Genomic DNA, 15,500 nt, shown 5'->3' with positions numbered 1-15,500 from the left:
TCGCATTTGCGTGAGATGGTGATGTCAGATCGCGTGTGACACCGTCTTCGGCTTGCCGACACGCGCCAAAAGGATGACGGGCAGAATGCCGATCACCACAATGGCGAGCGCCGCAATCGAGGCTTCTTCATAAGTACCCCTCGCCGCTTCGCCATAAAGCTGCGTAGAGAAAGTCTCGAAGTTCAATGGTCGCAGCAGCAGCGTCGCCGGCAGTTCCTTGACGCAATCGACAAAGACCAGCAGACCGGCGGCCGCCATGGCAGCTTTTGACAGGGGCAAGTGCACGTGGCGGAAGGTTGCGCCGGGCGCACGCCCCAGGGTGCGCGACGCGTGGTCGAAGGACAGAGGAATGCGGCTCAAGCCGGCATCGACGCCCCCCGCCGCAATTGTCAGGAAGCGCGTTGTGTAGGCAAAAATCAGTGCCGCGCCGCTGCCGATAAATAGAAGCCCGGTGGAAATACCAAACCAGCTTTGCATGGTTTGATCGAGGAATCTGTCGAAGCCGCCAAGGGCGATCAGCACGCCGATGGCGATCACAGTCCCGGGCGCAGCATAGCCCACCGTCGCCAGCCGGAAGCACCACAAGGACGCCCTGCCTGGAACGATGCGCATGGCATAAGCGACGACGAGCCCAAGAAGCAAAGTGACAAGGGTGGCAAGCCCGGCAAAGACGATCGTGTTTACGGCCTCAGAAAGAAAGCGCGTGGAAACACCGCTGAACTGATAGCGCTTCCAGGCCTGCGTGATCAGATAAAGCGCGGGGCCAGCGAAGCCGATCAGGATCGGCAGGCTGCCGAGCGCAAAAGCAAGCCAACCCCAGGCGCCCTTTATCCGGAGCGGTTCGAGCGTTCGGCTTTTCTGCGCGGAGAGCGAGTAGCGCTGCCTGCGCCGCGCCCAGCGTTCCAAAGCCACGAGGGCAACGACCAGCACCAGCATGCATAGGGCAATTTGCGACGCACCCGGCAGATCCGACTTCGTCACCCAGGTGGTGTAGATCGAAACCGTCAGGGTGCGAACGCCAAGAAATTCCGAGGCGCCGATATCGTTCAGCGCTTCCATCAATGTCAGGCTGATGCCGACGGCGATTGCCGGGCGTGACAAGGGTACGGCAACCCGCAGAAAGAGCGATCTGCGAGAGGTGCCGAGAAGCCGCGCCGCCTCGAGCAGATTGCCGGCCTGGGTCAGGAACATGGCCCGCACGGGGATATAAACATAAGGATAGAGTACGAAGCCGAGCAGCAGAATACATCCGGTCATGTTGCGGATATCTGGCAGGCGAAACTCGCGCGGGCTGGAATAGCCAAGCAGCCAGCGCACGGCCCCTTGGACGGGACCGAGCGGGTGGAGAATATCGAGATAGGCGTAAGCCATGATGTAGGTGGGCATGGCAAGCGGCAGGAGCAGCGCCCATTCGAGAATGCCGCGGCCTGGAAAATCATGCGCTGCCACGAGCCACGCTGACGCGGTCCCCAGCACACCGGCGAGGATCCCGACGCCGAGAAGCAATATCAGCGTGTCCGGCAGGGCCGTTGCCAGCACTGTGTCGCAAAGATGCGCCCACAGCCCCGCCGAGCCCTGTACGGCTTCCGTCACCAATGCCACGACAGGCAGAAGGGCGAGGCCTGCAATCACCGCCGATGCCGCTAGCCACCAGACATTCGCGTGGAATCGCGGTCTGGCCTTCATCGGTGTGTGACTGACGGTGTCTGAAACCATGCGGTTACTCAAGCCTTATCGTGCATGAAATATCGATATACTGAAAACGGTGAAGGCGCCCGCGTGAAACGGGCGCCTTGTTATGCATATGCCGGACCGCTGATCCGAGGCTAAAGCCTTAGTTGTCGAAGCCGACCTTATCAGCCAGCTCGCTGGCCTGCTTGCGGTAGGAGACGATTTCCGTCAGCGGCTTTGGATCGATCTTCAGCGTGCCAAAGGACGCGACGACGTCGTTGAGAGCCGCACCCGGCTTCACCGGATATTCGAAATTGGCTTCAGCATAGATCTTCTGCGCTTCGTCGGAGACGAGATATTCGAGAAGCTTCACGGCTTCGGCTTTGTTCGGCGCGTTCTTGGCAACCGCCGCACCGGAGATGTTCACCTGAGTGCCACCATCTTTGAACGTGGGCAGAACGACCTTGATCGCCTCGCCCCACTTGACCTGCTCTTCGCCACCCTTGCCGGTACGCATCAGACCGACATAGTAGGAGTTCGCAAGACCGATATCGCAAATGCCGCCGAGGATGTCCTTCGCAACATCACGGTCGCCGCCGCCTGCCTTGCGGGCGAGATTGTCCTTCACACCCTTCAGCCAGGCTTCGGTCTTTTCTGGACCGTAGTGCGCGATGTAATCAGCAAAGAGTGCCGTGTTGTAAGGGTGCTGGCCGGAGCGAATGCAAACCTTGCCCTTCCACTTCGGATCGGCCAGATCTTCATAGTTGAAGGCCGTCACGTCGAGATCCTTGGCGGCATAAAGGACGCGGGCGCGCATGGAGAGCGCGAACCAGTTGCCCTTCGCGTCGCGCAGTTCTGCAGGAATGGACTCGGTCAGAACCTTGGACTCGACTGGCTGGGTGACGCCCTTCTCAACGAGATCGACGAGATTGCCGGCATCCACCGTCATCAGAATATCAGCAGGGGAGCTTGCGCCTTCGCTCAGAACGCGCTCGGCCAAACCGTCCTTCATGAAGACCGTGTTGACCTTGACGCCGCTTTCCTTGCTGAACGCATCCAGCAACGGCTGAACGAGCGCCGGCTCACGTGTGGTGTAGATGTTGATTTCTGCTGCATTGGCCGCGCCTGCAAAAACCGCTCCGGCAACGCCAGCTAGAAGTGCAATATGTTTGGTGTTGAAAAAACCCATCTCTTTCCCCTTCGGACTTCGAATGATGTCGAAGGGCACTGACCATACATGATAATATAAATCAAGTTTAATTTGCCGGTCGATCAAGCGAAATGATCACTTTGAGTTGAAAATGGTTGGGTTTTCCGATGCGACTTTTCAGATTTCAATCTTGAGTAAATATCAGCACATGCTGAGGGTCGACCGCAAGATGAACATCTTTGACGTCGATCGGTGTGCGTTTCATGCTGCGTACGCGCAAATCCCGCTGCAAGCCCGGAACGCTGATCGACAGTTGTTCGATCTCACCCATGAACATCCGACCGGATACCTGGCCTTGGAAGAGGTTGGTGTGAGACGCGACACTGGCGCCATGCACCTGAATTTCGCCCGGACGGATATAAACGAGAGCCGGCGCACCTTCCTGCAAGGCGCTGCCGTGGGAGAACCGGCCAATCGGCGTTTCCACGTGTCCGTTCCTCACCATCCCTTCCACCTTGTTGAAGGCACAGAAGAAATCCGCGGCGTAGCGGCTGACGGGACGGTCATGCAGATCATAGCCCGTCCCCGACTGGACGATGTGGCCGGACTGCATGAGAACGACGCGGTCGCCGGCAGAAAGCGCTTCCTCCGGATCGTGCGTCACCATGATCGCGGTCGTCTGAAGAGCGCGCAACAGGCCAATCGTTTCTTCGCGCACGCTGTCGCGCAGGCCGCGATCAAGGTTCGAGAAGGGCTCATCCATCAGCAGAATTTCAGGCTTCGGGGCCAAGGCGCGGGCAAGCGCGACACGCTGCTGCTCGCCGCCGGAAAGCGTGTGCGGATAGCGGGTGGCAAGATCCGACAGTCGAACATGCTCCAGCATCTCTGTAGTGCGGGCACGCGCGTCTTTCCGCGGCATTCCCTTCAACCCGAAGGCTACATTCTGTTCGACGGTCAGATGGGGAAACAGCGCATAATCCTGAAAGACGAAGCCGATGCGGCGCTTTTCCGGTTCTACGAAAAGAGAAGGGCCGGCAATCTCGGTGCCATTCATACGCACAGTGCCCGCGTCCGGCGTCTCGACACCGGCAATGATGCGCAGCAGCGTGGACTTGCCGCAGCCGGAGCGCCCGACAAGGCAGATAATCTCACCCTTCGACACCGAAAGATCGATATCTTTCAAAACCGGCACGCCGGCAAAGACCTTGCCGATGCCGCCCAGTTGTAGCGCTGCAACCTCTGTCATCAAAAACATCCATCATCGACGTCAGTTTCTTGATTGCGCAATTCAGGATTAAAGTCAAAACGCAAATTTCCCGACACGTCGCCGGTGACGTAGAAGAGTTGACGTTTACGTTAGAGTTAATTACGCTGATGTGAGTGGATGACTTCGGGAGCATCATCTACCCTCGTGACCGAGGACGGCAGACAATCTGATGGATGAGGACCCTTCAGATTGATAAGGATGCCGAGGAGGACTGCGGGGAGCGGAATGGGAGGAAAGTAATGAGCGATACCACTGCGATTCGTCAGGAGCCTCGAGCCGTGCAGCGGCCATGGCTTGCATCTTACCCGCAAGGGATACCGGCGGAATTGCCCGATCTCGGTTACACCTCGCTTGCCGAACTCCTGGAACGAAGCTGCAAGACGTTTGCCGATCGCAAGGCTTTTTCCAGTATGGGAAAATCCATTACCTATCGCGAACTTGAAGAACAGACACGCGCCATTGGCGGCTGGCTGCAGAGCATCGGCCTGCAAAAGGGTGATCGCGTCGCGGTGATGATGCCGAATATTCTGCAGAACCCTGTGGCCACTTACGCGATCCTGCGCGCTGGCCTGACGGTGGTGAATGTCAATCCGCTCTATACCCCGCGTGAGCTCGAACATCAGCTGAAGGATTCCGGTGCGAAAGCGCTGTTCGTTCTGGAAAACTTCGCCCATGTCGTGCAACAGGCGCTGCCGAAAACCGATGTGAAACACGTGATCGTCGCGACCATGGGCGACCTGTTGGGCTTCAAGGGTCACATCGTCAACCTCGTGGTGCGCAAGGTCAAGAAGCTCGTTCCTCCTTATGCGCTTCCGCAGGCCATCAGCTACAAGACGGTTCTGAAACAGGCCGCCAACACGACGCTGAAACCCGTCAATCTGACCCGCGGCGATATCGCCTTTCTGCAATATACAGGCGGCACGACGGGCATTTCCAAAGGCGCTGTTCTCACGCACGCCAATCTTCTGGCCAACAAGGCGCAGATCGCCCTTTGGATGGAGCCGGTCTTTGCCCGCAAGAACCGCCCCGAGGTGTTGAATTTCGTCTGCGCGCTGCCGCTCTATCATATCTTCGCGCTGACGGTGAATTCGCTGATGGGCATTGCGCTTGGTGGTCACAACCTGTTGATTGCCAATCCCCGCGATATTCCCGGCTTCGTCAAGGAATTGTCGGGCTACAAAGCCCATGTCTTCCCGGGCATCAACACGCTGTTCAACGCTTTGATGAACAATGAGGATTTCCGCAAGATCGATTTTTCCTCGCTGGTTCTCGTCCTCGGCGGCGGCATGGCGGTGCAGCGCCCGGTTGCCGAACGCTGGTTCTCGATTACCGGCACCGCGATCAGCGAAGGGTACGGCCTTTCGGAGACCTCGCCGGTCGCCACGGTGAACTGCCTCGATCAAAACGGCTTCAGCGGCACCATTGGTCTTCCCGTTTCATCCACCGACATCGACATTCGCGACGATGACGGCAACAGCCTGCCGATTGGAGAAGTGGGCGAAATCTGCATCCGCGGTCCGCAGGTGATGGCGGGCTACTGGCAGCGTCCAGACGAGACCGCCAAGGTGATGACACCTGATGGCTTCTTCCGCTCCGGCGACATGGGTGTGATGGACGAACGCGGCTTCACCAAGATCGTCGACCGCAAGAAGGACATGATCCTCGTCTCCGGCTTCAATGTCTATCCGAATGAAATCGAAGAAGTGGCGGCGGCCCATCCGGGTGTACAGGAATGCGCCGCTGTCGGCGTGCCGGACGAACATTCCGGCGAAGCCGTGAAGCTCTATGTGGTCAAGAAAGACCAGTCTTTGACCGCGGCGGAATTGAAAGCCTTCTGCGCCGAGGGGCTGACCAACTATAAGCGGCCGAAGCATATCGAGTTCATCGCCGAAATGCCGAAGACCAATGTCGGCAAGATCCTGCGCCGCGAACTGAGAAAGCTGGCTAACTGATTGGCGTCGTTTGGAATAATTCAGCCGAACACGCCTTGATTTGGCCCGATGAAAGAGAATAGTTTCCTCATCCTTCCACGGAGCATGAGGAGCTTTCCATGCAGGCCATTGTCGAGACCCTGAAATCCACAGCCGCCAGCACCAACGCCACGGACATTCGAGCCGCCTTTGCTGCGGATGGTGAGCGCTTCGAACGCTTCAGCGCCCGCTTCGACGACCTTTTGATGGATTACTCCAAATGCGCCGTGAATGACGACATTCTGGCACTTTTGGAAAAGCTCGCAGCCGAAGGCGGCGTTGCCCAAAAGCGCGAAGAGATGTTCTCCGGCAAGGAAATCAACTTCACTGAAGGGCGCGCTGTCCTCCATACCGCTCTTCGCAACCGTTCGAACAAGCCCGTTCTTGTGGACGGCAAGGACGTGATGCCGGATGTGAACGGCGTTCTTTCCGCCATGGGCACGTTTGCCGATGCGATCCGCTCCGGCTCGCTCAAGGGCGCAACCGGCAAGAAGATCACCGACGTCATCAATATCGGCATTGGCGGCTCGGATCTCGGCCCGGTCATGGCGACGCTGGCGCTCGCGCCTTTCCATGACGGCCCGCGCTCCCACTTCGTCTCCAACATCGATGGCGCTCACATTGCCGACACGCTGAAGCTGATCGACCCGGAAACGTCGCTCTTCATCGTCGCCTCCAAGACCTTCACCACCATCGAGACGATGACGAACGCGGCGACTGCCCGCAAGTTCATCGCAGATGCGCTGGGTGAAGAGGCCGTCAAGCATCACTTCTGCGCCGTGTCGACAGCACTCGACAAGGTCGCCGCCTTCGGGATCGACAGCGACCGAATTTTCGGTTTCTGGGATTGGGTTGGCGGCCGCTACTCCATCTGGTCGGCTATCGGCCTGCCGCTGATGATCGCTATCGGCCCTGAAAAATTCGGCGAGTTTCTCGATGGCGCGCATGTGATGGACAAGCATTTCCGAGAGGCGCCGTTCCGCCAGAACCTGCCGATGCTGCTTGGTCTGATCGGCTTCTATCATCGCAATGTGTTGAACTACCCGACGCGCGCGATCCTGCCCTATGACCAGCGTCTGTCGCGCTTCCCGGCCTATCTGCAGCAGCTCGACATGGAATCGAACGGCAAGGGTGTGACCATTGACGGCACACCGGTAGACGGCCAATCCGGCCCCGTCGTCTGGGGCGAGCCCGGCACCAACGGACAGCACGCCTTCTACCAGCTGATCCACCAAGGCACGAGCATCATCCCTGCCGAGTTCATGATCGCCGCCAACGGCTTCGAGAAGGAACTGCGCCACCAGCACCAATTGCTGATCGCCAATTGCCTTGCCCAGTCCGAAGCGCTGATGAAGGGCCGTACGCTGGCGGAAGCCAAGGCACAGCTGACATCCAAGGGCATGGACGACAAGAAGGCTGATTTCATCGCGCCGCACCGCGTCTTCACCGGCAACCGCCCATCGATCACCTTCGTCTACGACAAGCTGACGCCTTTCGCACTCGGCCGCCTGATCGCACTTTACGAACACCGCGTCTTCGTCGAAGGCGTGCTCTTCCGCATCAACTCCTTCGACCAGTGGGGCGTGGAGCTCGGCAAGGAACTGGCAACCGGCCTGCTTCCCGTGGTGGAAGGCAAGGAAAGTGCGGCTGGTCACGACAGCTCGACGCAAGGGTTGGTCAAGGCGCTGGCAGGGCTGGCTTCCGCTTAAAGAGCCTGATCACGAAAAAAGCCGGGACGTCGATCCCGGCTTTTTTGCGTCGTCAGATTGAGGAAGCGTTATGGCGACAGTTCCTCGAGAACCTTGCCTTTGGTCTCCACCGCAAACAGCATCGTCACGATGGCGCCAATGACCAGGATGACGGCGAATGTGGCGAAGACATATTGGATGCCGAAGGACGACATGACGAAGCCAACCAGCATCGGACCAGCGGAAGAGCCGAGACGCAGCCAGGCACTACCTGTGCCGGTACCGATTGCACGCATCCGGGTGGGGTAGATTTCCGCCGAATAGAGGTAGAGCGAGAAAGTCACCGTCTGCACGATGGCGTAGGCGAGACCCGCCAGGATCAGTACCTGCAATGGCGAGGTCGCGCCAAGCCATGCGAGAATGACGAGCGGTACCGGAGCAAGAAGCAAGGCGCCAGCATACCAGCGTTTGCGGCCGACCTTATCGATCAGAAGCGCGCAAATGACAGCCGCGACGACGCCTGCGGCAGAGGTCATGAAGCCATAGAGAATGCTGGTTTCGAGAGGGAGGTTGAAGGTCTGGCGATAGAGCGTCGGCAACCAGGTGATCGTTCCGTTTGCCACCATATAGGCGCAGAACCACATCGCCCAAATCGAGAGTGTCCGCTTCAGATAGATGCCCTGGAACAATTCCTTCCAGTCAGACTTGCGTCTTACCGGCGTTGCCACGATGCGCGGCTCTGGAAGCGCTTTGCCGGATGAGCGCGCACTTTCCTCCATGCGAGAGACGATGGCGTCGGCTTCGTCATAACGGCCATTGGCGGCAAGCCAGCGGGGCGATTCCTTCAGGAACCAACGCAGCGGGATCATCAGGATGGCAGGAACCAGACCGACGACGAACATGGCTTTCCAGCCATAGACCGGCACCATGAAGTAACCGATCAGACCGGCGCCGACGAGACCGAGCAGGAACATGACTTCGTAGAGCAGGAAGAAACGGCCTCGTCCCTTCGAGCCAATCAGCTCGTTGATGTAGGCGCTGGCAACTGGCACTTCGCCGCCGGTTCCAATCCCCTGCATAAAGCGGAAGGCCATCATCATCCCGGCACCGGCGGCGAAGAGGCAGGCCACATCCATGCTAACGAAAAGAAGGATGGTGAAGAGCAGCACTTTCAGGCGCCCGACCTTTTCAGCAAGCCAGCCAAACAGGATCGCGCCAATGAGCTGACCGAGATATCCCATCGACAGGATCATGCCAGTTTGGGCCGGCGTGAGCCCCCATTCGCGCACGAGAACGGGCATGGCATAGGCAATCGCAATCACCGTATAGCCGTCGAAAAACGTCGCCGCCCCGACGATGTTGCGCGCCCAGAAGACTTCTCTGGTAATCGGAAGCCGCTCCAGCCTGGCGCTGATATCGGCCTGCGGGTCTGCAAGGACCTTTGTAGTGCCCTTCACGGGCTGCATGACGTTCATGAGTTCCTCCTCACCCATCGCCGCTCTCTCCCGACGACGAACCTTGTTTCTACGCTTCTGCTTCTTTTGTTAAGCCGTTCCTGCCAGACATCGATGAATTGGCGCAGAGCCGGATGGTGTGTTGTATCCGGCTAAAAAGCTGCCGTCCCGGCAAGGGGCCGAGACGGCACGACGATCATTCGGCGGCGAGAAGATGCTCGACAGGGCCGATCCCCGCAGCCTCGAAGGCGGCGAAGATTTCCTGCTCCGCCTTTTCACCGAGGTTCTTCAGCGGCTCGCGGATCGTCGCGTGATCGAGAATGCCGCGATGCACGAGACCGAGCTTCAAGGCGACCGTACCTTCCATGTGAGAGCCGCGATGGTAGACGGCGCGCGTTACCGGTAACAGCCGCTCGAAAATCTGGCGGGCCTTCGGATAATCCTGGGCTTTACCAGCCTTGATCAGCTCGACCAGGAGTTCCGGCGCAATATTGCCATAGCCGACGAGGAGGCCATCGACGTCGAACATGGTCGGCAACAGCCATTCGTCATGGCAGCTCAAAACCTGCAGGTTCGGATTGGCCTTCTTGAGTTCAGGAATTTCGACATACCAGCGCTTCATGTTGCGCACGCCGTTCTTGGTGGCGACAACGCCAGGCTGTGTAGCAATGGCGAGCTGCGTATCGAGATCGTAAGAAGCCTTCGTCACATCTGGATATTGGAAGAGGATTTCCTGAAGACCCGATTCTTCCCAGATCGCCTTGTAGCGATCCTGCGGTGCACCCTTCTGGAAACCGAAACGCAGCCAACCATGGTTGGGATAGACGAGTGCGCCGGTGGCACCGGCAGCCTTGCACTTCTTGGCTTCTGCTGCGGCAACACGTGTGCCCTCACCGGTTATACCGGCGATGATCGGAATTTCCCCACCAACTGCTTCGACATAAACACGGATGAGTTCGAGACGTTCGTCTTCCGTCAGGAAAGTGCCCTCGCCTGCATGACCGAGGATGACGAGGCTCTTTACCCCCTCCATCGAGGCCAACCACTTGGCGATTTTTGCATTGGCCGCGTAGTCCACTTCGCCATCACGGGTGAAAGCGGTGACGGGTGCGGGGCTCAAGCCACGAAGATCCATGGGTTGCATCTGATTTCTCCTCCTTATCAGCTGCTGTCCTCTATCGATCAGCAGTTGGGATCGTTAATGGGAACGTTCCCGTTATCGATCTTTATTATTCTGGAGTCAACGGCATTTTTCGTGCAATGTGATCTTCGAGTGCTGAGCACCAGAGTTGGAATGGAAAAAGAGAAATGGAATCAAGAGAGCGTTCGCGTCAGCCCCGAGTCACGGTTCACAGCGTGGCGGCTGCCGCAGGCGTATCGAAATCGACCGTATCGCGCATTCTGGACGAACGGCTTCCGCGGTCAGACAGCGAGACGGCGCGGCGCGTGCGGAAAATCGCCGCGGAGCTTGGCTATGTAAGGGATGTCTCCGCGGCCAGCCTGCGGCGCGGCAGTACGATGACGATCGGAGTCATCGTGCCTCGGCTGACGGATACGGTGATGGCGATGCTTTATGAGGCAATCGTCAAAGCCTGTGCCCGCACCGGTCGTTTCGCCATCGTGGCGACGACGGAAGATAATCCGGAGGCGGATCGCGTTGCCGCGGAATCGCTGCTCAACCGCGGTGTCGACGGGCTTATTCTTTCAACGGCACGGGACGACGACACCTTCCCGGATGAACTTAACGAGCGTGGCGTACCCTATGTGCTGGCGTTGCGAACGGATCATCATAGCCTCTCAGCCGTTGGCGATGATCGCCTGGGTGGATATCTGGCGACACGCCATTTGCTTGATCTCGGACATCAACGGATCGGCGTGATTGCCGGACCGGATTATGCCTCCAGCGCCACCGGACGTGTCGAAGGATACAAGCACGGGCTGGCCGAAGCATCCATTCCGGTCGATCCCGCCCTCATCGTGCCGTCGACATTCGGAATCCAGTCCGGCGCCGAAGCGGTGCAGACACTGATGTCGCTCGACTGTCGACCCTCGGCTATTTTTGCCGTGAACGACAATACTGCCATCGGGGCGCTCTCCGCGCTGAACAAGATGGGTCTATCTGTCCCCGATGACATTTCGCTCATCGGCTACAACGACATCCCCATCGTCAGCCATCTTTCGACGCCTCTCACGACGTTGCGCGTTCCCTTCGACCAGATTGCCTCTCACGCGCTCGACTTGCTTACCCACACCACCGCCCCGCGCGAGAACCGCATTCTCGTATCCGCCCCGACCCTTATCCCGAGAAAGTCGACTGCGCGATTTTTGGGAGCATCCACCATCCAGTCATGATCTCGGTTTTCCCGCGAGGGTCACTCGCCATCGATTTCATGACTTGGCCGTGGCCGGGCATGGCCCGGTAAACACACTGACATTCCGACAGAAAAAGCCGGGAAAGATCTCCCCGGCTTTTGATGTCAGTTTTGGGTGTTCCTTACGCCATGCTGGCTTCTGGCCGCGACCGCACGCCGACCATGATGCCGATGGCGGCAAGGGCGAGGATCAGTCCACTGGTGCCGAAGACGCTGACTGCGCCACTGAGATCGAAGATGATGCCGCCGACTGCCGCACCCATGGCAATTGCGAACTGGATGGAGGCGACAAGGAGACCGCCGGCACTTTCCGCTTCATCTGGAATGGTGCGCGCCAGCCAGGTGGACCAGGCGACCGGCACGGCGCCGAAAAGGAAGCCCCAGAAGGCGACGAGGACTGCGGCAAGCGGCAAAGGCGGCGCCGTCGTTACAAAAAGCACTGCAATCAACGCCATGAAAAGAGGAAGTGCTGCGAGTGACATTTTCAGGCTGCGGCTGATCAGTGATCCGGCAACGAGGGTGCCGACGAAATTGGCCAGTCCGAAACCGAGCAGCAGGGCGGAAACCATGCCGATACCCGCACCGATATCCGCTTCCAGATAGGGACGCAGATAGGTGAAGAAAGCAAAATGGCCGCCGAAAACCAGCGTCGCCGCAACAAGACCGAGCGCAATGCCAGGCCTCTTCAGCACAACACCAAGTGTCTTGATGCTGCTGGTTCCTGTCGGGGCAAGCTTCGGTAGAGTGAAAAACTGTGCGAAGAAAGCGGCCACACCGAGCAATGCCGTCAGCACGAAAACGAAGCGCCAGCCTGCGAGCTCACCCACATAGCTGCCAACGGGTGCCGCAACGATGGTTGCTGCCGAAACTCCGCTGAATATCATAGAGAGCGCGCGTGGCACGCTGGCTGCAGGGACCAGCCGGATGACGATTGCGGTGGACATGGCCCAGAAACCACCGAGCGCCACGCCAAGCAGCAAGCGTCCGATCAGAAGTATCATCAGACCGGGAGCCGCCGCCACCATCAGGTTAGAGATGACGAGGAGGGCCGAAAAGATCATCATCAGGTGTCGCCGATCAATGCGACGCGCGACGGATGTGATCAGGAGGCTGGCCACCATGCCGACAACGGCAGTCACGGTGACCGCCTGACCGGCTGCACCTTCGGTGATGCCGAGGTCTGCGGCGATGGGTGTGAGGAGGCTTGCCGGCAGAAATTCTGCGGTGACCAGCCCGAAGACGCCAAGCGCCATGGAGATGACGGCGCCCCAGGCGGGCACCTCGGGGTCATCCGCGGCGGGATTTGAAATAGGTGTCGGGTTCATCGGTATGTCCTTTGGGAGGAGAAGATGGCAGAAGCATAGACTCGACTTTCCGGACGATCCATGCCACAAAATCCGCCATGTTTGATCAAACGTCCGGAAATCAGCCCTCACCCGACCTCATCAGCGAATTGTTGATGGGGATGCGGCTTGTCGGACTGGATTATCGCCGCATCGAGGCTTCCGCTCCCTTCGGGTTTTCCTTCGGTGAAGTAGAAGGTCGCGCGCAGTTTCATTTCGTGGCGTGCGGACCGGTCTATCTTCGTACCTCCTCCGGTATGCTGCATAAGATGGATGCGGGCGATGCGGTTTTGTTGCCGCGTGGCGGGCCGCATGCGCTGCTTTCCGATCCTGATATTGCCTGCCAGAACATCCGCTCGCTGGATGCCGCACCTCTTTGCAACTCCGTCAGCGCCATCAAGACCTGCGAACCCGACGTGCCGAGCGAAGAGCGCGTCCTGGTGTTCAGTGGTTGCATGGAGTTCGATCTCGGAGCCATGCATCCGATTACCGGGCTGATGCCCGAGGTGATGTTCGTCAACACGCTCACCTCGCGCTATCCGGAACTTCTTCCCATGCTGGAAGCGATGGAGCGGGAGACGCGCCAGGCGCGCGCCGGCTTTGCCGGTATTCTCGCCCGGCTTGCCGATGTCGTTGCCGCCTTTATCGTGCGGGCCTGGGTGGAATGCGGTTGCGGCGATTCCTCCGGCTGGGTGGCCGCGCTTCGCGACCCTCGTCTTGGTCGCGTCATTCTCGCGATCCACAACAATCCCGGCCATGATTGGACTCTCGCGGAACTGGCTGGCGTGATGGGCGCATCGCGCTCCGTCTTTGCCGAACGGTTTCTGGACGTCACCGGCATGACGCCGGTGCGCTACCTCACCGAGTTGCGGATGCGGCTTGCCATGCAGTGGATCGGCAAGGAGAGGATGCCGATCGAAACGGCGGCGGAGAAACTTGGCTATGGCTCGCAGGCCGCCTTCAGCCGTGCCTTCAAACGCATTGTCGGCCATCCGCCGAGCGCTCTTTCATCCTCGATCAGCCATCACGCGTAACAAGCGCCCAAAAGAAAGCCCGCCGACTGCTTTGCAGGGCGGGCTTTCTGAGCGCTCGCAAGTGAACTTACTCCGCCGGCGTTGCTGCCGGATCGAGCGCGTCGATGCCTTCATGGCGATCATAGGCCGCCTGATCGAGGATGCCCTGACGCTTGGCGACGATCGTCGGGATCAGCGCCTGGCCTGCGGCATTGACCGCGGTGCGGCCCATATCGAGGATGGGGTCGACCGCAAGCAGCAAACCGACGCCCTGCAACGGTAGGCCGAGTGTCGAGAGGGTCAGCGTCAACATCACGGTCGCACCCGTCAGTCCCGCCGTTGCCGCCGAGCCGAGCACCGAAACGAAGACGATCAGCACATATTCCTGAATGCCAAGCGGCAGACCATAGAACTGGGCGACGAAGATGGCGGAGATCGCCGGATAGATCGCAGCACAGCCATCCATCTTGGTGGTCGCACCAAGCGGCACGGCGAAGGCGGAATATTCCCTTGGCACACCGAGGTTGCGCTCGGTCACCTGTTCCGTCACCGGCAAAGTGCCGATGGACGAGCGGGAGACGAAGGCGAGCTGGATTGCCGGCCATGCGCCTGCGAAGAAGCGCACCGGGTTCAGCCCGTTTGCCGCCAGGATCACCGGGTAGACGACAAAGAGAACGATGGCGAGGCCGATATAGATCGCGGCGGAGAACCAGCCGAGCGAAGCCAGCGCTTCCCAGCCATAGACAGCAACCGCGTTGCCGAGCAGACCGATCGTTCCGATCGGCGTCAGGCGAATAACCCACCAGAGCGTCTTGCGGGTGATGGCGAGCAGCGAACGATTGAAGGAGAGGAAGGCTTCGGCCTTCTCACCTACTTGAAGGGCTGCAATGCCAACCGCAATCGAGACGACCAGAATTTGCAGAACGTTGAAGTTGAGCGCCGTGGTGGCTCCCGTCTGCGTGACCTTTGTCGAGGCCTGCAGGCCGAGGATGTTTGAAGGGATCAGGCCCTTCAGGAAATCCAGCCATGAGCCGGTGGTGGAGGGTGCCGCCGCCGCAGTTGCCTCTACGCCGGTGTTGAGGCCGGGCTGAATGAGAAGGCCGAGCGTGATGCCGATCAACACTGCGATCAGCGCGGTAATGGCGAACCAGAGCAGCGTCTGCCAGACAAGGCGTGCTGCATTGTTCAGCTCGCGCAGATTGGCAATGCTGGCCACGATGGCGGTAAAGATCAGAAGTGGCACAAGCGCGCGCAACAGTTGCACGAAGATGGAGCCGACCGTGGAGAGCGCCTGGACCAGCCAGTTCGGCCCGGCCTCCGTGGGACCCATTTCGCGGGCAACGTAGCCAAGGACGAGACCCACAACCATGGCGGCGAAAACCTGGAAACCGAAGGACCCGTAGAACGGCTTCTGCGCCCGTTGTGAGGAAGATGAAGCAGACATGGTGTTGAATTCCGTGAATGCGAGAATGCTTGAGCATCTAACGCGTGAAGGGAAGGATTGCTCCTATATTCGGCGCCATGCACAGAATTTCAACGAATTGGATTTTGCGCGATCGGTAATGTGGAGAA

11 protein-coding genes are annotated in these 15,500 nt (G+C 59.1%); 4 read left to right on the top strand and 7 right to left on the bottom strand.

The window, feature by feature from the left end; translation table 11 throughout:
• Nucleotides 1–24: 24 nt before the first annotated feature.
• From QE435_RS15510 to QE435_RS15500, 3 genes are all read right to left on the bottom strand, one after another.
• Nucleotides 25–1,686 (bottom strand): iron ABC transporter permease, encoded by a 1,662-nt coding sequence (locus QE435_RS15510; protein WP_349042874.1) that lies wholly within the window; start codon nucleotides 1,684–1,686, stop codon nucleotides 25–27.
• Between the two features lie 148 nt (nucleotides 1,687–1,834).
• Entirely contained in the window at nucleotides 1,835–2,860 is a 1,026-nt protein-coding gene (locus QE435_RS15505; RefSeq protein WP_349041923.1) for a Fe(3+) ABC transporter substrate-binding protein, read from the bottom strand.
• A 145-nt stretch (nucleotides 2,861–3,005) separates the two neighbouring features.
• Complete coding sequence (locus QE435_RS15500; RefSeq protein WP_349041922.1) at nucleotides 3,006–4,067, bottom strand: ABC transporter ATP-binding protein; 1,062 nt, start codon at nucleotides 4,065–4,067, stop codon at nucleotides 3,006–3,008.
• Between the two features lie 260 nt (nucleotides 4,068–4,327).
• Here QE435_RS15500 and QE435_RS15495 point away from each other — a divergent pair, with 260 nt between their 5' ends.
• Both QE435_RS15495 and pgi read left to right on the top strand, forming a co-directional pair.
• Entirely contained in the window at nucleotides 4,328–6,040 is a 1,713-nt protein-coding gene (locus tag QE435_RS15495) for a long-chain fatty acid--CoA ligase (protein ID WP_349041921.1), read from the top strand.
• Between the two features lie 98 nt (nucleotides 6,041–6,138).
• Nucleotides 6,139–7,767 (top strand): glucose-6-phosphate isomerase, encoded by a 1,629-nt coding sequence (pgi, locus tag QE435_RS15490; RefSeq protein WP_349041920.1) that lies wholly within the window; start codon nucleotides 6,139–6,141, stop codon nucleotides 7,765–7,767.
• A gap of 68 nt (nucleotides 7,768–7,835) precedes the next feature.
• Here pgi and QE435_RS15485 read toward each other — a convergent pair whose 3' ends face one another.
• Nucleotides 7,836–9,221: an MFS transporter gene (locus QE435_RS15485; RefSeq protein ID WP_349041919.1), complete on the bottom strand. Its 1,386-nt coding sequence runs from the start codon at nucleotides 9,219–9,221 to the stop codon at nucleotides 7,836–7,838.
• Nucleotides 9,222–9,396: 175 nt separating this feature from the next.
• Entirely contained in the window at nucleotides 9,397–10,344 is a 948-nt protein-coding gene (locus QE435_RS15480) for a dihydrodipicolinate synthase family protein (RefSeq protein WP_349041918.1), read from the bottom strand.
• A 164-nt stretch (nucleotides 10,345–10,508) separates the two neighbouring features.
• On the opposite strand from QE435_RS15480, the gene QE435_RS15475 reads away from it, so the two are divergent.
• Nucleotides 10,509–11,552, top strand: coding sequence for a LacI family DNA-binding transcriptional regulator (locus QE435_RS15475; RefSeq protein ID WP_349041917.1), 1,044 nt, complete (start codon nucleotides 10,509–10,511; stop codon nucleotides 11,550–11,552).
• A 142-nt stretch (nucleotides 11,553–11,694) separates the two neighbouring features.
• Here the strand turns inward: QE435_RS15475 and QE435_RS15470 are convergent, their stop codons facing one another.
• A complete protein-coding gene (locus QE435_RS15470; protein WP_349041916.1) occupies nucleotides 11,695–12,897 on the bottom strand; it encodes an MFS transporter in 1,203 nt (400 codons plus the stop codon).
• Nucleotides 12,898–12,974: 77 nt separating this feature from the next.
• Between QE435_RS15470 and QE435_RS15465 the strand changes: the two genes are divergently transcribed.
• Nucleotides 12,975–13,949 carry an AraC family transcriptional regulator gene (locus QE435_RS15465; protein WP_349041915.1) on the top strand — a complete coding sequence of 325 codons (975 nt, stop codon included), beginning with the start codon at nucleotides 12,975–12,977 and terminating at the stop codon, nucleotides 13,947–13,949.
• Nucleotides 13,950–14,016: 67 nt separating this feature from the next.
• On the opposite strand, the gene QE435_RS15460 is transcribed toward QE435_RS15465, so the two are convergent.
• Nucleotides 14,017–15,372, bottom strand: a complete 1,356-nt coding sequence (locus QE435_RS15460; protein WP_349041914.1) for a dicarboxylate/amino acid:cation symporter — start codon at nucleotides 15,370–15,372, stop codon at nucleotides 14,017–14,019.
• Nucleotides 15,373–15,500 lie beyond the last annotated feature (128 nt).

The sequence above is a fragment of the Agrobacterium sp. SORGH_AS 787 genome (assembly GCF_030819035.1).
Taxonomy (GTDB): Bacteria; Pseudomonadota; Alphaproteobacteria; order Rhizobiales; family Rhizobiaceae; genus Agrobacterium; species Agrobacterium larrymoorei_B.
This window is presented reverse-complemented; position numbering and strand designations above follow the sequence as displayed.